21 protein-coding genes are annotated in these 24,773 nt (G+C 39.7%); 20 read left to right on the top strand and 1 reads right to left on the bottom strand.

Annotation, left to right across the window (positions count from 1 at the left end):
- The first annotated feature begins 12 nt into the window (after window positions 1-12).
- From preA to AC3ANL_RS14695, 17 genes are all read left to right on the top strand, one after another.
- Window positions 13-1,299: an NAD-dependent dihydropyrimidine dehydrogenase subunit PreA gene (preA, locus tag AC3ANL_RS14775; RefSeq protein ID WP_488325196.1), complete on the top strand. Its 1,287-nt coding sequence runs from the start codon at window positions 13-15 to the stop codon at window positions 1,297-1,299.
- A 17-nt stretch (window positions 1,300-1,316) separates the two neighbouring features.
- Window positions 1,317-2,735: a dihydropyrimidinase gene (gene hydA, locus AC3ANL_RS14770; protein WP_488325195.1), complete on the top strand. Its 1,419-nt coding sequence runs from the start codon at window positions 1,317-1,319 to the stop codon at window positions 2,733-2,735.
- A 139-nt stretch (window positions 2,736-2,874) separates the two neighbouring features.
- Complete coding sequence (locus AC3ANL_RS14765; protein WP_488325194.1) at window positions 2,875-4,347, top strand: NCS1 family transporter; 1,473 nt, start codon at window positions 2,875-2,877, stop codon at window positions 4,345-4,347.
- A gap of 44 nt (window positions 4,348-4,391) precedes the next feature.
- Window positions 4,392-4,610: a hypothetical protein gene (locus AC3ANL_RS14760; protein WP_488325193.1), complete on the top strand. Its 219-nt coding sequence runs from the start codon at window positions 4,392-4,394 to the stop codon at window positions 4,608-4,610.
- 155 nt (window positions 4,611-4,765) lie between these two features.
- Entirely contained in the window at window positions 4,766-6,379 is a 1,614-nt protein-coding gene (locus AC3ANL_RS14755) for a PucR family transcriptional regulator (RefSeq protein WP_488325192.1), read from the top strand.
- A 183-nt stretch (window positions 6,380-6,562) separates the two neighbouring features.
- Window positions 6,563-8,029 (top strand): CoA-acylating methylmalonate-semialdehyde dehydrogenase, encoded by a 1,467-nt coding sequence (locus tag AC3ANL_RS14750; RefSeq protein ID WP_488325191.1) that lies wholly within the window; start codon window positions 6,563-6,565, stop codon window positions 8,027-8,029.
- 61 nt (window positions 8,030-8,090) lie between these two features.
- Complete coding sequence (locus AC3ANL_RS14745; RefSeq protein ID WP_488325190.1) at window positions 8,091-9,446, top strand: aminotransferase; 1,356 nt, start codon at window positions 8,091-8,093, stop codon at window positions 9,444-9,446.
- A 145-nt stretch (window positions 9,447-9,591) separates the two neighbouring features.
- Complete coding sequence (locus AC3ANL_RS14740) at window positions 9,592-11,832, top strand: AAA domain-containing protein (RefSeq protein ID WP_488325189.1); 2,241 nt, start codon at window positions 9,592-9,594, stop codon at window positions 11,830-11,832.
- A gap of 155 nt (window positions 11,833-11,987) precedes the next feature.
- A complete protein-coding gene (locus AC3ANL_RS14735; RefSeq protein ID WP_488325188.1) occupies window positions 11,988-13,319 on the top strand; it encodes a glutamate synthase subunit beta in 1,332 nt (443 codons plus the stop codon).
- 338 nt (window positions 13,320-13,657) lie between these two features.
- Window positions 13,658-14,770, top strand: coding sequence for a glutamate 5-kinase (gene proB, locus AC3ANL_RS14730; protein ID WP_488325187.1), 1,113 nt, complete (start codon window positions 13,658-13,660; stop codon window positions 14,768-14,770).
- 8 nt (window positions 14,771-14,778) lie between these two features.
- Window positions 14,779-16,020, top strand: coding sequence for a glutamate-5-semialdehyde dehydrogenase (locus tag AC3ANL_RS14725; RefSeq protein WP_488325186.1), 1,242 nt, complete (start codon window positions 14,779-14,781; stop codon window positions 16,018-16,020).
- 94 nt (window positions 16,021-16,114) lie between these two features.
- The gene (locus AC3ANL_RS14720; RefSeq protein ID WP_488325185.1) at window positions 16,115-18,391 is read left to right on the top strand and encodes an ATP-dependent DNA helicase; all 2,277 of its coding nucleotides are present in this window, start codon (window positions 16,115-16,117) and stop codon (window positions 18,389-18,391) included.
- Between the two features lie 110 nt (window positions 18,392-18,501).
- Window positions 18,502-19,314 carry a hypothetical protein gene (locus AC3ANL_RS14715; protein WP_488325184.1) on the top strand — a complete coding sequence of 271 codons (813 nt, stop codon included), beginning with the start codon at window positions 18,502-18,504 and terminating at the stop codon, window positions 19,312-19,314.
- 16 nt (window positions 19,315-19,330) lie between these two features.
- Window positions 19,331-20,194 (top strand): DUF3307 domain-containing protein, encoded by an 864-nt coding sequence (locus AC3ANL_RS14710; RefSeq protein WP_488325183.1) that lies wholly within the window; start codon window positions 19,331-19,333, stop codon window positions 20,192-20,194.
- Between the two features lie 135 nt (window positions 20,195-20,329).
- Entirely contained in the window at window positions 20,330-20,584 is a 255-nt protein-coding gene (locus AC3ANL_RS14705) for a FeoA family protein (protein ID WP_488325182.1), read from the top strand.
- The gene (locus AC3ANL_RS14700; RefSeq protein ID WP_488325181.1) at window positions 20,574-21,263 is read left to right on the top strand and encodes a FeoB small GTPase domain-containing protein; all 690 of its coding nucleotides are present in this window, start codon (window positions 20,574-20,576) and stop codon (window positions 21,261-21,263) included. Before AC3ANL_RS14705 ends, AC3ANL_RS14700 begins: the two co-directional genes overlap by 11 nt.
- 4 nt (window positions 21,264-21,267) lie before the next feature.
- Window positions 21,268-22,641, top strand: a complete 1,374-nt coding sequence (locus AC3ANL_RS14695; RefSeq protein ID WP_488325180.1) for a nucleoside recognition domain-containing protein — start codon at window positions 21,268-21,270, stop codon at window positions 22,639-22,641.
- Window positions 22,642-22,778: 137 nt separating this feature from the next.
- On the opposite strand, the gene AC3ANL_RS14690 is transcribed toward AC3ANL_RS14695, so the two are convergent.
- Window positions 22,779-23,075, bottom strand: a complete 297-nt coding sequence (locus AC3ANL_RS14690; protein WP_488325179.1) for a hypothetical protein — start codon at window positions 23,073-23,075, stop codon at window positions 22,779-22,781.
- 169 nt (window positions 23,076-23,244) lie between these two features.
- Here AC3ANL_RS14690 and AC3ANL_RS14685 point away from each other — a divergent pair, with 169 nt between their 5' ends.
- The 3 genes from AC3ANL_RS14685 (at window position 23,245) to AC3ANL_RS14675 (ending at window position 24,764) form a co-directional block, all read left to right on the top strand.
- Window positions 23,245-23,523 carry a DUF1292 domain-containing protein gene (locus AC3ANL_RS14685; protein WP_488325178.1) on the top strand — a complete coding sequence of 93 codons (279 nt, stop codon included), beginning with the start codon at window positions 23,245-23,247 and terminating at the stop codon, window positions 23,521-23,523.
- Between the two features lie 109 nt (window positions 23,524-23,632).
- Window positions 23,633-23,881 carry a hypothetical protein gene (locus tag AC3ANL_RS14680; protein WP_488325177.1) on the top strand — a complete coding sequence of 83 codons (249 nt, stop codon included), beginning with the start codon at window positions 23,633-23,635 and terminating at the stop codon, window positions 23,879-23,881.
- Between the two features lie 97 nt (window positions 23,882-23,978).
- On the top strand, window positions 23,979-24,764 hold the full coding sequence (locus AC3ANL_RS14675; protein ID WP_488325176.1) for an alpha/beta fold hydrolase: 786 nt from the start codon (window positions 23,979-23,981) through the stop codon (window positions 24,762-24,764).
- The last annotated feature ends 9 nt before the right edge of the window (window positions 24,765-24,773 follow it).

The following is a 24,773-nucleotide window of genomic DNA, read 5'->3' as shown; positions in this document are numbered from 1 at the left end:
GGGGGAAAAGAGATGGCTGATTTACGTACTAATCTTGCAGGAATTCAATCTCCTAATCCATTCTGGCTGGCGTCCGCGCCACCTACTAACTCAGGTTATCAGGTGCAAAGAGCCTTTGAAGCAGGCTGGGGCGGTGCCGTTTGGAAAACATTGGGCGATCCAATTCTAAATGTTTCATCCAGATTTGCCGCCGTTAGCTTTAACGGAAAAAGAGTTGCCGGTTTCAATAATATTGAGCTCATTACAGACAGGCCGCTTGAAGTAAATTTAAAGGAAATCTATGAGACGAAGAAAAGATACCCTAACCATGCCATTATTGCCTCATTAATGGTCGAGCCTAAGCAGGAAAAATGGCATGAAATTGTCAAGCGAGTGGAGGATGTAGGTGTTGACGGACTTGAATTAAACTTCGGCTGTCCGCATGGTATGGCAGAACGGGGAATGGGTTCAGCCTCTGGACAGGTACCGGCACTGGTTGAACGGCAAACCTACTGGGCAAAAGAAGTAGCCAAAACACCGGTGATTGTTAAATTAACCCCTAATATAACGGATATTACGGCAACTGCCGAAGCTGCCTGCAATGGCGGCGCCGACGCAATCAGTATGATCAACACGATTAATAGTTTAATGGGAGTGGATCTAGATTCGTGGAATACGATTCCACACGTGGCCGGAAAAGGAGCACATGGAGGCTATTGTGGTCCTGCAGTAAAACCGATTGCCCTAAATATGGTGGCAGAATGTGCAAGACATCCACATATTAACGTCCCGATATCGGGCATTGGCGGAATTTCAAATTGGCAGGATGCGGTTGAATTTTTGCTGATGGGTGCAACCGGAGTGCAAGTTTGCACGGCGGCTATGCATCATGGTTTCCGCATTGTTGAGGATATGATTGATGGTCTAAGCAATTACTTGGACAGAAAAGGGATTGTCTCTGTATCAGAAATTATTGGAAAGTCTGTTCCAAGATACTCTGATTGGGGCAATTTGGACTTAAACTACAATATCGTTGCCAAAATTAATACGGATGTTTGTATTAACTGCAATAAATGTCATATTGCTTGCGAAGATACGTCCCACCAATGCATTGATATGCTGACGGATACGGCTGGAAAAAGCTATCTCAAGGTACGAGAGGAAGATTGTGTCGGCTGTAATCTATGCTCGATTGTTTGTCCGGTTGATGGAGCAATCGACATGGTCGAAGCCGTCAGAGAACTGCCGCCAATGACATGGAATGAGCGGCAGGCTGTCCTAAATGCTGCCGTCGAATATAAAGCAGATGTTACAAAATAGAGGAGGAAGGATACACAATGAAAAAAATTATTAAAAACGGCACGATTGTCACTGCATCCGATACCTACCAAGCAGAAATTTTAATTGAAGATGGTAAGATCGCTCAAATTGGCGCCAATTTAACGGCAATTGGGGCGGAAATCATCGATGCCAAAGGCTGTCTTGTTTTTCCAGGCGGAATTGATCCGCATACCCATTTAGATATGCCTTTTGGCGGTACCGTTACAAAGGATGATTTTGAATCAGGAACGATTGGTGCTGCATTCGGTGGTACTACAACCGTTATTGATTTTTGCTTAACCAATAAAGGGGAACCATTAAAAAATGCTATTCAAACCTGGCATGATAAATCGAAAGATAAAGCAGTTATTGATTATAGCTTCCATTTAATGATTTCCGAGATCACAGAAGCTGTTCTAACAGAACTTCCACAGGTCATTAAGGAAGACGGCATTACTTCGTTTAAGGTTTTTATGGCCTATAAAAATGTTTTTCAAGCCGATGATGCGACCTTATTCCGGACGCTCTTGTTAGCAAAAGAGCATGGCGCCTTAGTAATGGTCCATGCTGAGAATGGTGATGTAATTGATTACTTAACCAATAAGGCGCTCGAAGAAGGGAAAACAGAGCCTATTTATCATGCCTTAACAAGACCACAAGAATTAGAGGGTGAGGCAACCGGCCGTGCTGCCTATTTCACTGGTTTAGCCAATTCGCAATTGTATGTTGTTCATGTTTCCTGCGCAGATGCGGTGGGAAAAATCGCTGAAGCCCGAAGCAAAGGAATTAATGTATGGGGAGAAACATGCCCGCAATATTTAGTCCTAGATCAAAGTTATTTAGAAAAGCCTAATTTTGAAGGTGCGAAATATGTTTGGTCACCACCATTACGAGAAAAGTGGAACCAGGAGGTCTTGTGGAATGCTTTGAAGAGCGGGGAGTTGCAAACCCTAGGATCGGATCAATGCTCGTTTGATTTTAAAGGGCAAAAAGATTTAGGCAGAGATGATTTTACAAAAATACCGAATGGCGGTCCGATCATCGAGGATCGCATCTCGATTTTATTTTCTGAAGGAGTGAAAAAAGGACGGATTAGCCTTAACCAATTTGTCGACCTTACCTCTACTAGAGCAGCAAAACTATTTGGTTTATTTCCTAAAAAAGGAACCATTTCAATTGGTGCTGATGCTGACTTGGTTATTTTCGATCCAAATGTAGAAAGAGTTATTTCTGCGGAAACCCATCATATGGCTGTCGATTACAATGCTTTTGAAGGAATGAAAGTGACAGGCGAGCCTGTTTCAGTGCTGGTACGCGGAGAATATGTGGTACGCGACAAGCAATTCGTCGGAAAGCCAGGGTCTGGGCAATATTTGAAGAGAGCAAAATATAGTACGAATACACCGTTAAATCAAGACCAAACGTTATCCATTTAATGTTTTCTTTCGTTTATGACTCCCCCACTTTGCAATTGCTCAGATTTGTCTAGGGCAATTGCTCCTTTACCTTTTTTTGTTTACCTGTTGTCTTGAATATTAGGTTATATAAAAGAACCAAAAAACAGGGAGTGATCGCATGAAAAGAAGCCACTTAAAATCACCAGATTTATTACCGATTCACCATAAAGACAGAAAAATATCAAAAATAGGATACTCTTTTATGTGGGTTGGTATGGTCGTTGTGCTTGCTACATTTGCGATTGGCGGAGCGGGGGTTGTGAACTTATCTTTACCTTTAGTGATTCTCGCCACCGTGATTGGCAGTCTTGCAATTGGATTTTTCATTTCTTTAATTGCGGATATAGGGATTGAACATGGACTATCCTTTCCTGTTTATATGCGAGCACCGTTCGGTACCATTGGAACACACATCCCATCCATTACACGTGGTATAACCGCGTCCATGTGGTTCGGTGTAAATACTTATTTTGGTTCAACGGCAATGAATGGTATCTTAAATATTTTATTTGGCTTTGATAATTGGTTTGTCTGCTTCCTTATTTTTGCAGTGGTTCAATTAATTAATACCGCTCTTGGTATTAAATCCATTGAACGCTTTGCCGATTTAGCCGCACCTATCATTATTATTATCTCGTTATGGATGTATGTATCCTTGTCAGACCAGGCTGAAGCGGCAGGAAGAGATGTTTGGAGCTGGGTGGAATCACCTGTTACTGGCGGGGCTGCTTTTTCCGCGTTTTTAGTTGTTATTTTTAGTAATATGGGTTTTTGGGCGACATTGAGCGCGGACATTCCCTCGATTTCTCGTTTTATCAAGGCACCAGTAAATGAAAAGAACTGGTTTAAACGAAATAAAGCTTCACTCATCGGAAATCTTGTCGCCATGCCGTTAACACAAACGTTTATGATTATCATTGGTGCTGTCTCTTATATTGCTGTATTAAACGCTGACCCAGTAGTTGCCCTTCAACAGGCATCAAGCGGTATTATCCTTGCTGTGTTGCTATTAATGATTGTTTTAGCACAATGGTCTACAAATACCGCAGCCAATGTGGTTCCTGCTGCTACGATTTTCTCGAACGTCGGCGGTCCCAAATTTCCATTTTGGGCTGGTGTTATCACGGCTGGTATTGTCGGAACAATTGTTCAACCCTGGCAATTGTTTGACATCATTATTCAAGTTCTTCTTTTTGTTGGTGGTATTTTAGCAGCCATTGTTGGAATCTTGTTTGCAGATTACTATTTACTCCGCAAAAGACGTGTGAATGTACCGGAGTTATATGAACATCATGGGCAGTACAAGTACATGGGCGGGGTGAACTTCGCTGGCTTTATTGCATGGATTATTGGAGCCGGTGTATCTTACTTTGTTCCAAACTACGGATTTTTAGTAGGCTTCATAGTGGGTGCAGGAATCTACTATATCTTAGCAAAGTATTGGTGGTTTAAGAAATATAAACAGGCAGAAATCGAAGATCCAAGTGATGAAAAGTATTTAGGTATATCCGTCGGCCGTGACTGGGTCATCGAAGAGAAGGAATATGAAACGGTTTTAAACAAGATTCCAAAAAATGTAGATTTATATTAAAACATTTGATTTGTTGTCGGTTTTATAGATAAAGGGGGGTCTTTATGTCAGATTATAAACAATACCTGTCTGAACGGGATCAAATTGATTTTCTAATCCAAAAGGGGTGCCGAATTAACGGTGTAAGGGAACATTTAAATGGGGATTCTGTTGATTTCATTCATCCTAATGGAAATGTAATTGAAACATTGCTGATTGGAACGGCGAATGGACGAAAATATTATTCCAGTTTATTCATGAAACAAATTCAGGCGAAAAACTAACTGGAGGAAATGTCATAGTCAAAGGATTGGTGGATATGCCAATCCTTTTCTACTAGTGAATGACTTGATGATCAATGTATTAGCAGAAGAATCGACCATTTACAGCTCTCGCTTTTAACAGTAAAGTTCTTATCTTTCAAGGAGACCAATTGAAAATGAAAGAAAAAATACAATTAACCGTCGCAGACATATTAAAAAGGAAGCACTTTGAACAGGCATATATTCTTGCAGGGAACGAGGGAATTCAACGTATTGTTAAGTGGGTTCATGTGGTTGAGGTCACCAGGATTGGGAAGTTATTAAATGGGAATGAGCTTATTTTATCAACTGGTGTTGCTTGGAGGGATAATTTAAACGTATTTGTCTCAATGGTAATGGAATTAATTGAAAACAAAGCGGCTGGGTTATGTATTGAGATGGGGACATATATGTCCGAGATTCCTGCAGAGGTTATTGACATTGCAAACGAACATCATTTCCCAATCCTTATTTTTCAAAAAGAAGTCCAGTTTGTAGAAATCACTCAAGATATTCATTCTGAGATTATCAACCAGCAATACCAGAAAATTTCAGAATTAGAGAACTATTCTCAGCGTTTAAATAAGCGGCTCTTAACAATTGAATCCTATGAAGAGATTCTGCAATTCATTTTCTCGGCATTGGATTTGCAAATTATTTTTCAGCTAAAAAACCAAGTACATGAGTTTGTGCCTGAGATCAGTGTTAATCAGCAAATCTCCATCATTCATCAGCTGGAAGAAGCGAAAACAGAACCCCATGATAATATCGCCACATCCCCAATTTGTTTGTTTGGTCAGGAATATGCCGAGTTGTCGATCTTTTCAAAGGATATTCCTATTGGTGAATATGAGGTATTAATTTTAGATCGGACGGCAACGGCATTAGCGCAGCATTTATTAAGAGACTTGTATGTAGAAGAGAAAAAGCGGGTGGAAGAGTTTGAGTGGCTCCATGGCTGGCTTGATGGTGAACATCCAACCGAGGACATACAGGAATACTTAGCAGAAAATGGAATAAAGGCAAGTACGAATGATGCTGTCGTGGTTATCACCAAGTATATCCCCATTAAGGAAAAATCGAATCAGGATGGTACCTATTTAAAATTATTGTTTCGTTCTGTTTTTGAACAAAATGGGTTTGCTGTCTTTTTTGTAGAAAAAAGAAACGAGATTACCTTTATTCTGTTAAATAATCGCACGAAAAGAAATCTTAAGGAACGGATTAAAAAAGCGATCGAATCCATTCAGGATTCAGAATTTATCCGCAAACAAAGTTCTGTAAAAATGATGATTGCAGCTGGTAAATTTATTCATTCTGAAAATGATGTACATAAGAGCTATCAGACTGCAAAAGAGACCCTTCGAATTCAGCAAAAAATGAATAATAAACAAATCTATCACTTTTATGAAGATTTGCATTTGTATCGGCTTATTTCGCAAATGAGTAAACATACTGACTTGCAGGAGCTGGCATCCGAATACCTTCTGCCTGTTATTCAATATGACCAAAAATATAATGGGAAGCTGTTGGAAACATTAAAGGCCTATTTAGAGTGTAACGGCTCCAAGCAAGAAACCTCCAATAAACTATTTATCGTAAGGCAAACGTTATACCACCGATTGCAAAAGCTGGAAAACTTGTTGGGGGAAGATTTCATGGATCATGAAAAACGAGTCGCCATTGAATTCATGCTTCTAGTTCATGATTATTTATCGGCTTCTACGCTAAATAAAGCCAACCATGCCTAGTAATAGTTTGACGTTAAACTGCATAACTGTTAAATGGATATTCAATTTGTTGCAGAAATACCGCCAGCCATTTTACAGACTGTCTAATGAAAGGCATTGATAGATACGAGATAATGAGATTATAAGTCTTGGATTTAGTTTATTATCCTAACCAATTTTCAAGAAATTAAAGGGGGATCAGACATGAGCGTGACCGAAAATGAAACAGCTGTCCTAAAAAATTTTATCAATGGGGAATGGGTAACCTCTACTAGCGGGCAAACCTTGGATGTACCTAATCCTGCCACAAATCAAGTGTTAACAAGGGTACCGGTTTCCACTAAGGAAGATGTGAATCTAGCTGTTGTTGCTGCCAAGGAAGCTTTTAAAAACTGGAAAAACATTCCTGTTCCAAAACGCGCACGGATCCTTTTTAAATATCATTACTTATTAACAGAAAACCATGAAGAATTGGCCAAGTTGATCGTTCTGGAAAATGGAAAGGCATACAAGGAGGCCTTTGGGGAAGTGCAACGGGGGATTGAATGCGTGGAATTTGCTTCGGGTGCGCCCACGTTGATGATGGGTGAAACACTATCAGGCATTGCGGAAGAGATTGATTCGGAGATGTTCCGTTACCCACTGGGTGTGGTTGCCGGAATCACACCGTTTAATTTTCCAATGATGGTGCCGCTATGGATGTTCCCACTTGCAGTTGCCTGTGGAAACACCTTTGTGTTAAAGCCATCTGAACGGACGCCTATGTTAGCCAATCGATTGGCAGAATTGTTTACGGAGGCTGGAGCACCGAATGGAGTATTGAATGTCATTCATGGTGCGCACGATGTGGTAAATGGTTTATTAGAGCATAAAGAGATTGCAGCGATTTCTTTTGTTGGTTCACAGCCGGTTGCTAAATATGTTTATGAGCGTGCTGCTGCTGAAGGAAAGCGAGTTCAGGCCCTTTCTGGTGCGAAAAATCATCATATTGTTATGCCTGACGCTGATATGGATAAGGCGGTTCAACATATAATCAGTTCCACCTTTGGCAGTGCCGGACAGCGCTGTATGGCCTGCAGTGCGGTAGTCGTTGTTGGGGATAATGAACCATTTGTTGCGGCCTTAAAGAAAAGTGCGGATGAGTTGATTATCGGGAACGGAATGGACGATGAGGTGTTATTAACAGCGGTAATCCGTAAAGACCATCGCGACAAGGTTCTTGGCTATATAGAAAAAGGGCTTGCAGAAGGGGCAGATCTGATTCGGGATGGACGACGGGAAATGGATGAACTCCCTGAAGGAAATTTCTTAGGCCCAACCATTTTTGATCATGTTACTCCAGAAATGACCATTGCTAAAGAAGAAATCTTTGCGCCGGTCTTAAGTTTATTACGCGCCAAAAATCTAGATGAGGGGCTGGAATATATTCACAAATCCAGGTTCGGAAATGGTGCCACTATATATACCAATAACGCAAAGGCAGTCCGACAATTCCGTGAAGAAGCTGAAGCAGGTATGCTCGGTATCAATGTCGGTGTCCCAGCCACCATGGCCTTCTTTCCATTCTCCGGTTGGAAGGACTCCTTCTACGGTGACCTCCATGTAAACGGCAAAGACGGTGTAAACTTCTATACACGCAAAAAAATGATCACCTCAAGATTTGACGCATAGAGAAAGTGGAAAAGGGACTAATGGTGTCAGGCACCTTTTGGAATAAAATGGAGGGATGACAATGGTTCATACAAGTGGCTCACATGAGACTTTATTAGGGCAGGATGATCAGTATGTTTGGCATTCGATGAAGCCTTACAATCCGAAGGCGACGCTTGTGGCTGCAAAAGCGGAGGGGTCCTGGGTAACGGATGCGGATGGGAAACGCTATTTAGATGCAATGGCAGGATTGTGGTGTGTGAATGTTGGATATGGGAGAACGGAGCTGGCAGAAGCAGCCTATGAGCAATTGAAAGAGATGGCCTATTTTCCGCTTTCGCAAAGTCATGTACCTGCTATTAAACTAGCAGAAAAGTTGAATGAAATGCTCGGCGATGATTATGTCATATTTTTCTCCAACAGCGGTTCTGAGGCAAATGAAACCGCCTTTAAAATTGTAAGGCAATACCATCAGCAAAAATGTGAACATAACCGCTATAAAATCGTCTCACGCTACCGAGCCTATCATGGAAATTCAATGGGAGCCTTGGCGGCAACAGGGCAGGCGCAAAGAAAATATAAGTATGAGCCGCTGGCACTAGGTTTCATTCATGTTTCACCACCTGATTCCTATCGTGATGATACAAATGTTGCGGATCCAAGGGAATTATCCTCGGTAAAGGAAATTGATCGGACCATGACATGGGAATTAAGTGAAACCATTGCAGCAATGATCATGGAACCCATCATTACCGGTGGAGGCGTTCTTGTTCCACCAGATGGCTATATGAAGGCTGCTAAAGAGGTGTGTGAAAAGCATGGAGCCTTGCTCATTGTGGATGAAGTAATTTGTGGGTTTGGCCGGACAGGGAAACCATTTGGCTATATGAATTATGGTGTGAAGCCGGATATCATAACGATGGCAAAAGGCATTACCAGCGCCTATTTACCACTATCTGCTACAGCAGTAAGGAAAGATATTTACGAAGCATTTAAAGGCTCTGAGGAATACGATTACTTTCGCCATGTAAATACGTTTGGCGGAAATCCAGCAGCCTGTGCATTGGCATTGAAAAACCTAGAGATTATGGAAAAAGAAAAATTGTTTGACCGGTCTAGAGATTTAGGGGCACAGCTGTTGAATGATTTAACGAACCTGCTTCAAGATCATCCCTATGTTGGAAATGTACGTGGAAAGGGATTATTAATTGGCATTGAGCTAGTGAAAGATAAACAAACGAAAGAACCTTTGAATACAGACCTTGTTAACCAAGTTATTGCCAGCTGTAAGCAGGCAGGGATAATTATCGGGAAAAATGGGGCAACTGTTGCCGGTTACAACAATGTATTAACACTTGCACCACCGTTAAATATTGAACAAAAGGATTTACAATTTCTTATTAAAACACTGACAGAATCCTTAAATAAAATAATCTAATGATGGAAAAAAAACACATCGGAAATGGTTCCATTTAATTTACTAAATTCAAGCATTTGTTCTATTATAGAACAAGTGCTTTTTATTTTTTTAATATAATGCTATAGAATGATGTTAACCAGTAGTATAAAAAAGGAAGAGATCAATGACAAGTACAGTTTCGCTCATAAAAGAATGGCAGCAGGCTCTACAAAATGAAATAAGCCATTTAAAAAGGTACGGAAGTAACAAAATTCTTGTCTCTAATGGAAGGCTGATTTCAAGTGACGACGATTCATTTAAATATTATTTTGATACAGCCTTTTCGATTCGAATTCCTGTCGGTTCTTCGATTAGACTCGAGTGGGGAGGTTTGAAACAAAGTGGACGTGTACTGTCATCGGAAGGCAATAGCATCATTCTCGCTCTTGAGCAATCATTTGGTGACTTACTTTCAGAAGCCACTCTTTATCACGATCCCTGGGAACTGCTTGACCAACTAATTCAGCGTTTGGATGAAATAAAAAAAACTAATCAAAAGCGGATACGTGTTAAAAAATTAATGGATCCGTCCATGCCAGCCAAGCATCCTCTTGATAAAAGTAAAAGCAATGTTCATGAGTTGGTTTTACGGTCAAAATACAATCCCGTAACTTTTGTCTGGGGACCTCCTGGTACAGGAAAAACCTATACATTGGCAAGGGTGGCGGCTAATAAATATTTTCAAGAAAAGCGAGCACTGATCTTATCACACAGTAATCAAGCGGTAGATGTCCTGATTAGTGAAATTTCTACTTTTATAAAAAAGAAAGATCGCTATAAGGAAGGGGACGTACTTCGCTATGGATTTAATACTGGAGAATTGCTAGCTAATCATGAAGCCATTACGACAAGTCAATTGCTTCAGAAACAAGACCCTCATCTTGCGGAAGATAAGGAAACGTTAATTGCAGAAAGAAGGAATATAAAGCAGGATTTGGCCCGTTCTTTTAGTAAACGGGACACGAATCATTTACTGGAGCTTGAGACGAAGATTGCCAAAGTGCTTGAAAAGATTCGCCAAAAAGAAGTTCAGTTTGTAAACGATGCCTATGTAGTGGGGGCGACTCTGGCAAAAGCAGCAAGTGACCCTGCAATTTATGAAAAAGAATATGATGTGGTTATCCTTGATGAAGCTAGTATGGCCTATGTTCCACAGGTTGCTTTTGCTGCCTCGCTCGGAAAACGAGTGATTATTTGCGGGGATTTCAAACAATTGCCGCCGATTGCGTCATCACGGGATCTATTAGTGACAAAGTGGTTGAAAGAGGATATTTTTCACCGGGCAGGATTGGTGGACGGGATTAACGACGGGATTCTCCATCCGCATCTTTTTTTATTAAAAGAACAACGTCGAATGCATCCAGAAATTTCTGCCTTTACTAATCAGTACATTTACCATTCGCTTGTTGGCGATCATGAAAGTGTTTCGAAGAGCAGAAATCATATTGTAGAAAAAGCTCCGTTTCCGGGCAGGGCAGCTGGTCTGGTCGATACAAGCTATACGGGAGCACACTGTATGAATGAACGTACATCACATTCCCGGATGAATCTTTGGCAGGCATTATTATCGTTTCAATTGATTCACGAATCTTATTCGAGCGGCTTGAGGTCCATTGGCTATGTTACTCCATACCGTGCTCAAGCTAGTTTAATGGAACTAATCCTCGAAGATTTATATGAAAAAGAACGCTTAACAGGCGATATTATCGCGGCTACCGTCCACAAGTTTCAAGGCAGTGAACGGGATGTTATGGTCTTTGACACGGTTGATAGTGATCCGCAAACCCGAGCTGGTATGCTTTTAACAGGTAAAGATAGCGAACGTTTGATTAATGTTGCAATTACTAGAACAAAAGGAAAATTCATTCAAGTCAGCAATCAATCGTTTATTCGTAAACATGTGTATAATGGAAAAACTCTTAGACAACTTGTGGAGCATCAAGAACAGCATCAGCAAAAGGTTGGTACAAGGGAAATTGGTACTTGGGTTAGACATCACCACCCAAGATTACAATGGATGCATGCTCGTAAGTTAGGAAATGTGTTACAAGACATCCATTTGGCGCGAGAGTCGCTGGTAGTTTCGCTTCCAAAGCAAACCATGCTATCACAGGAATGGAAGGAAGTCCTTAATAATCGGGATAAACACATAAAATTAACCATTATATCGGAGCTAGAATGGCGTGAACTTCAAGTCGATCAAAGTGTGGCCGAAAGTTTGCCGTTTCCCTTTATCATCATTGATGAGAAGCTTTTGTGGTTAGGGCTCCCGTTAGAAGGAGCAATCGGAATTCGTCCGCCAACGATCGCCGTAAGACTAGATTCAGAAAAGGTCACAGAATACTTTTTAGGACAGATTTTATAAAAAGAGTAGGAATTAGCTGTTTTTTTGCAGTTCCTACTCTTTTTTATTTTCAGTATTGTCACTTATCATTCTATTATATTTGTTTTATTAATATGATGAATAATATGGTAAACTTTTAATGATAGATTACATAAAATTAAAGGGGAAAAATTACGTTGAATGGTGAACAAGGTCATAATCAAGCAATCATTATTGGCGGAGGAATTGCAGGCAAGCTTATTGCTGCAGCGATATCGCCCTATTTTCATAATGTTCAAATATTGGAGAAGGATCATCAACCTGAAAATCAATCGACTGTAAGACCCGGTGTTTCTCAAGCACATCATATCCATGCACTCTTGCATGCCGGTGACCACGCATTAGAAACGTTATTTCCGGGCTTTCAAGATGATATGGTCAAACGAGGTTCCATTAAAATTGACTCACTTAAGGATCTGGCTTGGTTTCATCATGGAGTTTGGAAGCTGCGTTTTACAAGTGAGGAAACCACACTATTACAGACAAGACCATTGCTAGAATCGTATATAGAGAAACGAGTCGGACAAATATCCAATGTAACCTATACATATGAAACAAAGGTTCTATCGTATAAATTAACAGAAGATAAAAGCATGGTCTGCGGAGTGGAAGTTATTCAAAATAATGAAGTAAAAACACTTATGGCAAATTTAGTAGTGGATACTAGCGGTGCCGCTTCTTTTACGAAAAATTGGTTGGAGAAACAGGGAAAACCTGTACCTGAAGAACAGGTCGAAATCGGCCTATGTTATGCGACACGAAAATTCGCACTTCCAGAAGAGCCGGCTAATTTTAAAATTAAGCTTATTTATCCCAATCCCCCTAACCAAACATTAGGCGGTACTTTATCCTTAGTTGAAAACAATCAATCTATTGTTACTCTTATTGGCTATTTGAACTCTCTGAAACCTGCTGATGTAAAAAGTGAAGCAGGTTTTATTGAAATGGCTGAAAAATTGCCGCTTCCCGATATTCAAGAGAAAATAGCAAAAGGAACCTCCCTAACCGAGACAGCCATTTATCAAGTTCCACACATTAAGTGGCGTCATTTTGAAAAAGTGGATTTACCTGAAGGACTGCTAGTTGCCGGCGATTCGATCTGCCGCATCGATCCAGTCTTTGGGCAAGGAATGACTATTTCGGCATTAGAGGCGTTGGAAATTAAATCCTATTTTGCCTCAGAAACAAAAACTGAAAGCTTAAAAAAATTACAAAACAAATTGGCCAAAATTGTCGCTCCAGTCTGGTCGATGGTTCTTTGTGAAGATTTTCGCTATGGTGAGGTCAAAGGGAAAAAACCATTTGGGTTAAAATTTCAACAATGGTATGTAAAAAATATATTCTTGCTATCGGCAAAAAATAAATCTATCTATCAGGACTTTGTTAAAGTAATGAATTTGGTAAGCCCTGCAACCATCCTCTTTAAGCCTTCTACACTTAAAGCAGTTTTAAAAGCATATAAAGAATAAGCAGCTCTAATAAATTTTCATTTTTCAAAAAATAGTATTGACTTTTTTCTGTTTTCTATGGATAATCAAAGGAAATTATGATAATAAAATGGTATGGGACTAGTAAATCATTGGAATGTGGTAGAGAGTGAAACCCTAAAGGCTGAAAGGTTTCTCGCGGAAAGATGATTGAACCTACCCTTAACTGCTGCTTATGCAAACATAAGCCGTTCCCCACGTTACGGGTTCAAGGGGATGCTTGGCATCAATGAAGGTGGTACCGCGGAAACGATTTTTCCGTCCTTTTATAAGGACAGAGGAATCGTTTTTTTTATTTTTAAAAGAAAGGTCGTACGGACATGAAAAAACAGCTGGTGGTCGTAAAAATTGGGAGCAGTTCGCTCACAAATGCATCTGGGACGATTTCTGAAGAGAAAATACGTGATCATGTCGAGTCACTTGCTTTTTTAAAGGCACAGGGTCATGAGGTCATCTTGATTTCATCGGGTGCTATTGCGGCAGGATTTGGCTCACTGGGTTACCCAACGCGGCCCAAAAGTACAGCAGGAAAACAGGCTTCCGCGGCCGTCGGACAAGGGTTATTAATGCAGCATTATATTCAACTATTTCAAGAGTTTGATATGATGCCGGCACAAATCTTATTAACACGCGAGGATTTTTATAGCCAAGTTCGTTTTCAAAATCTCTTTTCGACGATTCATGAGTTGCTTCAAAGAGGGGTTTTACCCATTATAAATGAAAATGATTCGGTTTCGATTGAGGAATTGACCTTCGGTGACAACGATTTACTATCTGCACTCGTAAGTGGATTCTTACATGCCAATGCCCTAATTATTTTAACGGATATTAACGGTCTATATGATGGAAATCCAAAGGTTTCAAAAGAGGCGAAAAAATTTAATTTTATTCCAGAGGTTTCGGAAAATTTGCTTAGTCTTGCCGGTGAAAGTGGTTCTTCGGTTGGCACTGGTGGGATGAAATCTAAATTGTTAGCTGCAAAGAAAGCATTATCACTCGGTGTCAGCGTTTTTGTCGGAACCGGAGCGGGCAAGGAAAAACTAGCTGACATCTTGGCAGGAAAAGGTGATGGAACCTATATTGGCGGGTCCTTTCACACGCAAATGCATATGCGGAAGCAATGGATTGCCTATCATTCTCAAGTCCGTGGAGTCATCGAAATAGACGATGGTGCCGAAAAAGCGGTTTTATTCCATGGTAAAAGTTTGTTACCCGTCGGGGTTACGAAGGTAATTGGTGATTTTAATGCCTTAGATGTGGTAGAAGTGCAAAATCAAAAAGGAAAAATGGTTGGAAAAGGACAGATCTATTATTCCTCCAAAGATTTATTAATGGTCAAGGGACTACCGAGTAACCAATCGAAAGGTTTTTCCATTAACAAAAAACCAGAAGTGATTCATCGTGATAATTGGGTCACATTACCAAAGGAGTGAGTAGAAGAATGAGTGAATTATTAGAAAAAGCAAGTAAACTAAAAAAAGCCGCCAAACAATTAGGGATGCTGTCAGCCAAAGAAAAAAATGAGGCACTCTTGAAAATGGCTGAACAACTATTAATGGAGAAAGAATGGATTATCACCGAAAATGCCAAGGATCTAAAAGTCGGCAAGGAAAAAGGGTTTTCCAGTTCACTTCTGGATCGATTACTTTTAACAGGAGAAAGAATCGAACAAATTGTTGATGGAGTACGGCAGTTAATCCGGTTAGATGATCCGATTGGTGAAACCATTGAGTCTTGGGAGAGGCCCAATGGATTACAAATTGAAACGATACGAGTTCCACTTGGTGTCATTGGGATGGTATACGAAGCCAGGCCGAATGTAACAGTTGATGCTGGAAGTCTTTGTCTAAAAGCGGGCAATGCTGTTCTTTTACGAGGAAGTTCTTCAGCGATTCATTCCAATAAAGCTCTTGTTCATGTTATGCGTAGGGCCCTGGCGGAATCAGCCATTTCTGAAGATGCGGTTCAACTTTTGGAAGATACTAGCCGCGAGACGGCTGCAGAAATGTTTAAATTGAATAACTATTTGGATGTTCTTATTCCACGTGGTGGAGCAGGGTTAATTCAAACGGTTATTCAAAATGCCACGGTTCCTGTTTTAGAAACTGGTGTTGGCAACTGTCATGTGTTTATTGATGAAACGGCCAAAAAAGAAATGGCGATTGAAATTGCAATCAATGCGAAGCTGCATCGCCCTTCTGTATGTAACGCTGCAGAAACGGTTTTGATCCATGAAAAATGGCCATATCTATCCGAGTTATTAAGCCGTTTGCAGGATCGAGGAGTTGAACTGCGTGGCGATGAAACATTAGCCTCAGACTATCCGTTTGTTACAGAAGCAACGGAAGAAGATTGGTACACAGAATTTTTGGCCCCAATCTTGGCAGTAAAACTCGTCTCTGATGTAAGAGAAGCGATTGATCATATTGATCAGTATGGGACAAAGCATTCAGAAGCGATTATTAGTGAATCTTCCGCAAATGTTCAATTGTTTTTCCAGGCAGTTGATGCTGCAGTTCTATACCATAATGCTTCCACTCGCTTTACTGATGGCGAACAGTTCGGGTATGGTGCAGAAATTGGCATCAGTACGCAAAAACTTCATGCCCGTGGGCCGATGGGGCTGAAGGCATTAACGACCACCAAAGCTATTGTCCGAGGAACAGGACAAATTCGCTCTTAATGATTGAGATTGGCGTATTTATGCGCCAATCTTTTTTCATTCTGCTATAATAGGTATACAAACATACATTCCCATAAAATAAGTTGGTGAGCTATTGACTAATGAGATACACATATCGGTAAGAACGCTGGTTGAATATGTTTTTCGCAGCGGCAGTATTGATGCACGTTTCCGTTCTCAATCGACGCTGCTCGATGGGACAAGGATTCACCAAAAAATCCAGAAAACCTACAGTGAAGGTGATCAAAAGGAAGTCTACCTTAGTGCTGAACTTTCTTATGACGGTCTATCCTTTGTGATTGATGGCAGATGTGATGGTCTGTTGTATCAAGAGGGCGAGGTGACAGTTGACGAGATTAAGTCTTTCTCTCAGCCCTTAGATCACTTGGAAGGTGAAGGGTATGCGGTTCACTGGGCTCAGGCGAAAATGTATGCATATATGGCAGCAACAGACCAAGATTTGCAGGAGATCTTTGTCCAGTTAACCTATGTCCACGTTGAAACGGAAGTGAAAAAATATTTTAAAAAGAGGTACTCACTATCCGAGCTACAGTGTTTTGTTTTGGAGGTCATAAAAGGCTATACCCCATATGCTAAGCTGCAGCACCTGCATCGTTTAAAAAGAAATGAAAGTTGTAAAGAGTTAGTATTTCCTTTTGAGGGGTATAGGGAAGGACAAAGGAATTTAGCTGGTGTGGTGTATAAGACGATTGTAGCTAAAAAAAATCTTTTTGCAAAAGCACCAACTGGAATAGGCAAGACGATCTCTACCCTTTTCCCAACAGTGAAAGCGATGGGTGAAGATCAGCTTAATCGTGTTTTCTACCTGACAGCCAAAACCATTACACGGACAACCGCAGAAGAAGCATTTACCCGAATGCGTTCTGGCGGGCTCTGTATAAACACTCTTACCATAACCGCAAAGGATAAGGTTTGTTTTAAAGAGGTGACCAATTGCCAAAAGGGTTATTGTGAATTTGCAAATGGCTATTATGACCGGATTAATGAGGCCATTCTTGATATATTAACAAATGAACATGCCATGACCCGGGATGTCATTGAATCCTATGCTCGAAAGCATACGATCTGTCCCTTTGAATTTTCGATTGATCTTAGCTATGCAGTTGATGCTGTTATATGTGACTATAATTATATTTTTGACCCAAGGGTTTCGTTAAAACGGTTGTTTGAAGAACAAAAGAAGTCTACAGCCTTATTGGTTGATGAAGCCCATAATCTTGTTGACCGAGGCAGGGAGATGTTTTCAGCAGACCTACAGAAAGATATTTTTCTTCAATTGAAAAAAGACTTTAAAGGAGTTAATCAAGCCATTTATGACGCTGCAAGTAAACTAAATGCTTCGTTTTTAACATGGAAAAAAGAGCATGCAGATCAAAATGAGTTCGTTTTAGAGCAGTTGGATGAAACCTTTTTAGAACAGCTCGAGCAATTTTTAAAGGATGCAGAACAATTTCTGCAAACAGATCCTTCACCAGGTCTATTGGAAGCATTTTTTCGCGTGAATCAGTTCTTGAAAGTAGCCGATTTTCTCGATGAACATTACGTCATCTATGTAGAAAAAAATAGAAATGATGTCCTTATCAAATTGTTTTGTATGGACCCCTCTCAACTTCTTAGACAAATGAGTAAAGGGTACCGCGCGAAGGTGTATTTCTCTGCGACGCTGTCACCATTACCCTATTATCAAGATATTCTTGGCGGGAGTGTTGAGGATTATGCTATAACGATTCCGTCGCCATTCTCAAGAGAACAGGTCGACGTCTTAATCAAACCGTTGTCCACACGGTACCGTGATCGGGAACGGACAAAAAATCAAACCGTAGCGCTGCTTCAATCGCTACTTCAAAAACGTCCCGGAAATTACTTGGCATTTTTCCCATCCTATCACTATTTACTGTCTGTATATGAACAGTTTAAATTGCGAGATGAAGATACCCAGACGTTAGTTCAATCGACTGGGATGACGGAAGCGGAAAGAGAAGCTTTTTTGGATGCATTTAAGGCTGATAAAAAAGAACCATTACTCGGATTTGCTGTTTTGGGTGGCATTTTTTCCGAGGGAGTCGATTTAATCGGTGATCGTTTAAATGGAGTGGTTGTTATAGGGGTTGGGTTACCACAGCTTTGTTTTGAACGAAATCTTATTAAGGAGCATTTTAATAAAACGGGCAAAAATGGCTATGATTATGCTTATGTTTATCCGGGAATGAACAAGGTGTTACAAGCAGGAGGACGATTGATTCGCTCCGAACATGATCACGGGACGATTGTCCTGGTCGATGACCGTTTTTTACAAAAGCAGTATCAAATGCTCTTGCCGCCGGAATGGAATAAGTTCACAATTATATAAAAGAATAAAATGATAATAGTTTTACTAAATCATCTAATCACCTGAAAATTTGACATTTTAATCTAAATTAAATAAAGTTAGATTAAATAATCTAATTAGGGTGAGAAAACGTGCAGACTATGTCTAATCCCATCTCGATATTTATCTGTGATGTTAGTAACTCTTCGTTAAATAATATCGGTGAGGAACTGACCATTTATTTAGATGAATTGGTGAACTGGATCAACATTTGGACAGATAAAATTGAAATAGTAAAAGTAAAGCATCGAGCAGGAGATGAAATCATCTTTGTTGGTACTGGCTATTCGACTGCCTATATCATAGCATTTTATCTCCATAGAATTTGGAAATACCCTGATCATAAACCTTACTTTGGTTTGTCTTTTGGTGATATCAATAAGGAATTAGCGGAAGTCGATCTTGAAAAGTGGATCCATCCTTTGATTAAGCAGGCAAGGTATGCAAACGATTTGTTAAAACAAGAACATAATAGGCTGCCCTTTAAATTTGAGCTTGATCAATTTTATAGTGGTGACAACAGTACGTTTTTATACCATCAATTTAGGTCTGAATTCGAGTCGTTATTTAACACCTTAATCCATTTACAGCATAGTCTCATGCAAGAACAAACAAGCATCCAGGGGCTCGTATGTACGTCCTATTTAATCTTACAACAACAAAAAGCTGTTGGGAAACTACTTGGAAAAACAGCGCCGACCATCTCAAGCCATATTAAAAAAGGAAAAAGTGAAGAAATTCTCCAAACCTTTCATGAATTGATTAACATTTTAAATTCATTAGAGAAAAAGGCCTATCCAAAGTTAGCGGATTACCCCAATGAACAAAGTGATTTACTTTCCGACTCGATCAGAAAGCATTTAAAAGAAAAAATAAGTACATTGCTCGATCAATGGAACGCATAAATAGAGAGGAGAAACCATGCTTATTTTATGTCTCATTCTCGTGCATCTTATTGCTGATTTTTATTTACAAACAGATGACATGGTGAAGGAAAAGCATAAAAATATCAGGAAGCATATGGCACATCACTTTTTAGGGACTGCTATCGTGCTCAGCTGTTACTTAAGTTATCATTTTAATGTAGCAAATATCCTGCCTTATCTAATTTTCCCGTTAGTTTTTATTGTTTTTTCTCATTTTCTCATCGATTTATGCAAAATTAAATTACTCGATAATGTAAAAATAAATAACGAGGAGAATATAAAACGGCTTAGTTTTTTTCTTTTAGACCAATTACTCCATTTCGTCATGATCATTTTTGCTTGTCAGTTATTTATCGGATTTGATTTTATGAAACTACTAGATATATTCCAAGAAGGTCATAAGTTAAACACAGTAAGTGCAGGTCTTTTTATTCTCATCATTGTCATTTTAACTACAAGTGTGAGTGGTCATTTCATTCGAATTCTTTTAGGAACTTTGCCGAACCAGTTATTAAGCTTTGAAGGAAAATATGTATTTAAAACAGACAGACAAGAAGATCTGTTTGCAAATAATAATATGGGGAAAAAGGGATTAACGGAAGAGTATCATTATACGATTTTTTCTAAACACGACCTATCTCGTGGAAAATTAATTGGTTATATTGAAAGACTGCTGGTTTTAGTTTTGACATTTTACAGTGCTTATCCGGCAATTGGGTTTATTGTTGCGGCAAAATCGATTGCCAGATTCAAACAAATGGATGACCGGGATTGGGCTGAATATTTCTTGCTCGGTACACTGTCTTCGATGTTCATTGGCATATCGTTAGGTATTGTGTTGCGAGAGGTTTTAACTTAACATTTTATTATTTCTTTAGCTGCCTGAAATGTAGGCAGCTATTTTTTTTAAAAAAAAGTGACAATCTTTGAAATAATGACATATAATTATTAAAAAGTTGCGCACGGTAAAAACTTTGATAAAGGGGAAAGAGAGATGGATAAACCTAATATTATTAAACTGGTAAATGGGGAAAAAGGGAATTTAATTAAAATTACATCATTGAATTTAGATGGTGTGATGCGAAGAAGATTATTAGATTTAGGATTTGTGGCTGGTGCACAGGTTGAGGTTGTAAGGAAGAGCCCCTTAGGAGATCCAATCGCTTACCGAGTCAGCCAAACAACGATTGCTCTAAGGAAAGAAGAAAGTTCACGAATCGAGGGGGAGCTGTTGTCAAATGGGGAATGAGTACCGAATTGCGTTAGCAGGCAACCCGAATACGGGTAAAAGTACCTTGTTCAATGCCTTAACAGGACTAAGACAGCATACCGGAAATTGGGCAGGGAAAACTGTTTCACTTGCACACGGCAGTGTTCCCTATAAAGATAAGACCTTTCATTTAATTGATCTGCCTGGAACATACTCACTCTTTTCAAATTCAACGGACGAAGAAGTAGCAAGAAATTACATCGTGTTTGAAAAACCCGATGTCACCCTTGTCGTACTAGATGCTACATCATTAGAGCGAAACTTTAATTTAGCCCTGCAAGTTCTTGAAATGACAAAAAATGTTGTGATTTGTATTAACCTGATTGATGTCGCAGAGCAGCAGGGAATCCGTATTAATGAAAGGTTATTAACCAATCGATTAGGGGTGCCTGTCATAAAAATATCGGCTCGAAATAAAAAAGGGTTCCCACTATTACTGGATACGATTGATCGCATTGTCACTGGAGCAATCGAATGCAATCCTGTCCAGGTGACCTATCCCAATGAAATTGAAGAAAAAATCAAGCAGATTGAACCAAAAGTTGTTGAATTTGTTGGCAATCAAATATCTTCCCGCTGGGTATCATTAAGATTGCTAGATGGTGATGAAGCATTGCTCAATGAAATTAGTAAACGCTTAGTCCCAAAGGAGGTTTAACTGAATGAGTATTCAAGAGCTTTACACAGAAGCTCAGAGCTTGTCTACATCAAAGCTAAGAGATGATATTGTCCAGCATCTTTATGAACGAAGTCATAAATTATGCGGCGAAGGCATTTCCTATACGAAATCAAAGCGGGATACGCGCACAGAGAAACTCGATGCGATTTTTACTTCACCCATTTTTGGCTTTCCCATTATGATTATCATGTTAGGTGTATTGTTTTATTTAACTATTGCTGGAGCGAATATTCCTTCTTCAATGATCGCTGAGTTTTTTGGATTCTTGGAGGGTTACATTACTTCATTCTTTACTTTTCTTCATGCTCCAGATTGGCTGCACGGTGTGCTTGTCCTCGGCTTATATAGGGGCACGACGTGGGTGATAAGTGTGATGCTGCCACCGATGGCCATCTTTTTTCCAACTTTCGCCCTTTTAGAGAATTATGGATATCTGCCGCGAGTTGCGTTTAACATGGATCGACTCTTTAAAAGAGTTGGCGCCCATGGAAAGCAATCATTAACCATGGCCATGGGATTTGGCTGTAACGCTGCCGCCGTGATTTCTACAAGGATTATTGAATCGCCGAGAGAACGGATGCTGGCGATTTTGACGAATAACTTTGTTCCATGTAATGGCCGCTGGGGGACCTTAATTGTCTTGGCTTCATTATTTATGGCTGCTAATTTTACCGGTGGAGTAAAATCACTAGTCACCACTGGAGTGATCGTGGGGATTGTCTTATTTGGAATTATTGTCACCTTCTTTGTCTCCTGGGTCCTATCAAAAACAGCCTTAAAAGGAGTTCCCACACACTATACGTTAGAGCTGCCGCCCTATAGGAAACCAAAAATCTTTGATACTGTCATACGTTCGTCGATCACAAAATCCTGGTCCGTATTAGTTCGTGCTGTTAAAGTGGCTGCACCTGCTGCGATCCTTACCTGGGTGTTCGCTAACATTTATATTGGCGACACAAGTATTCTCATGTATGTGGTTGAGTTTTTAGATCCGTTTGGAAAAATGCTTGGTCTCGATGGGTATATCATGATGGCATTTATTCTAGGTTTACCAGCAAATGAAATCGTTCTGCCTATCCTTCTGATGGGATATCTATCGACCGGCTCCTTAACGGAAGTGGATAACCTCGTAGATTTAAAGCAGATCTTTCTTGAGCACGGCTGGACATGGCTAACCGCACTGAATATGATGTTATTTTCGCTCTTGCATTATCCTTGCGGCACAACATTGCTCAATATTTATAAGGAAACAAAGAGCAAAAAGTGGACGTTTTTAGCATTCTTAATTCCTACGGTCATTGCGATCCTTGTCCCACTTATCATAACTCAAACCGTTAAGATGTTTGGTTTACTATAGAGTTGAATAATATATACCTTGTGGCATAGCTTCTGAAACGAAACCTATGTAGTGACCATAAAAAATAAACCAAAAATGCCCTTATTACGGTGGGGGCATTTTTGGTTTGATTGTCCAATATCTACATCTACCAAAACTTATTTCATTTTCCGTATTTCTTCTGTCACAACAAAAGCGAGATCATCATTGCCGAACAAAGAAAGAACCCCCAGCAAGGTTTGGTCGGCAATGTCGCCAGCTTCTTCCTTTGGGACTGTTAATTCAATAGCCTCTTTTAAAGCTGGGTTCATAGACTGATTTGGGTAGGCCTTAATGTATAGTTCCAGTGGATCAAGGTTATGATTCACACACCACTGAGCAAAGACAAGAATCATCATTTTTTCTTCCCCTTGGTAATGTTGAATAATCTTTTCTTCCATTTCTTTTGAATTCATCTCATGTTCTCCTTTTTGCATTTCTTATAGTTTAATTATAAGGTAATATTTACGAATAGGAAGCGATAAACGGCTTATCCTTCCTTAAACAAGGGTGAAATTTGGTTTGGACATGCTTTTATGAGATACTTGTGGTAGATTACGATGTAAATGGAAAGGAGAGTTTTAAATGAGCAAAATTGAAGTTGGCGAGATTTTTACGATCAGTGATGAGAGCAGTGAGGAAGAGGAAGTTGAAGTATTAGGCGTAATGACCATTGAAGGAACAGATTATGTTGCTGTTGGTTTTGCTGAAGATGTTCAACAAGAATCAGATGAGGATATTGATATTTTCTTCTTGAAAGTTGATGAAGATGGTGATTTTGCCGCAATTGAAAGCGACGAAGAATTTGATAAAGTTTCCGCCGCGTTTGATGAAATGATGGACGAGGAAGAGGCAGAAGAGTAATTTTTAGAGAGAGGGTTGGTACCTCTCTTTTTTTAATTGGCAGAAATATGTATGTATAAACTCTTTAAAGGAATACTAACATGGACAATACCTAAAAAGGAGATTATTCATGTTAATTGAAGAAGGATTAAAATATCAAATTTCACAAAATGCTAAAGGATTTTTCAATTCCGCGGAAACGATGACGGTGAAAAGCTATAATGGTGTAACCATTCAGTTTATGCTTGGTGACAGTAAAGGACATGGCTCCATGCCAATAGAACATTTACAATATTTACTGAAAAAAACACACTTAACTTTGATTCCAAATAAAAGATCCTTATTAAATTCAGATCTAAATGAGGAACAAATTGGATAACGGACATGCATTACTTCAAAAGAGGTAATGCATTTTTATTTTGTTTGATTTAAATTTAGATTAGAGGGTATATACATTACTAAGGAGTGAATAAGGTATGGAAACAAAAAGTGTGAAATTGCCAAATGCAACCATTGCATATGTTGATAAAGGTGAAGGGAAGACGATCGTGCTTCTCCACGGTTTTTGCGGAAGTTCAGGGTATTGGGAACAAGTCATTCCGGCATTGGCAGAAAAATACCGCGTGATTGCCCCAGATCTTCCTGGACATGGGAAATCGACGACGGTTATGGAAAGTTTTTCGATTGAGGATATTGCGAATATTATTAAAGATCTATTAGATGAATTGAATATCGAAAAAGTGACGATATTTGGCCACTCTCTAGGCGGCTATATTACCCTAGCCTTTGCGGAAAAGTTCAGTCATCGGTTAAATGGTTTCTCACTCGTCCATTCCGCAGCCTTCCCTGACTCAGATGAGGCAAAAGAAGGAAGAAGTGCGAACGTCGAGAAAATAAACAAGAATGGTATTAAGCCATTTATAGATGGATTGGTACCCAAGCTATTTTCACCAGATCATCAGGATGAAGAATATGTTCAAACAGCAAAAGAAATTGGGTACTATACCTCTGCACATGGTGCGATGAGTACATTGGCTGCGATGAGGGATCGTCCTAATCGCAACCATGTTTTAGAAACTACCTCATTACCAGTCCTATTAATTGCTGGAGAACAGGATCAAATCATTCCAGCGGAAAAAACGTTCTCCGTAACTAAAAAGAACATTAAGCATGCTTTGATAAACGATTCGGGGCATATGAGTATGGTGGAAAACCCAAAGGAACTTATTTCTGTGATAAGAGAATATTTAAGGGATATTTAGTTTAAATAA

Source organism: Neobacillus sp. DHD-1R (genome assembly GCF_057747995.1).
This window is presented reverse-complemented; position numbering and strand designations above follow the sequence as displayed.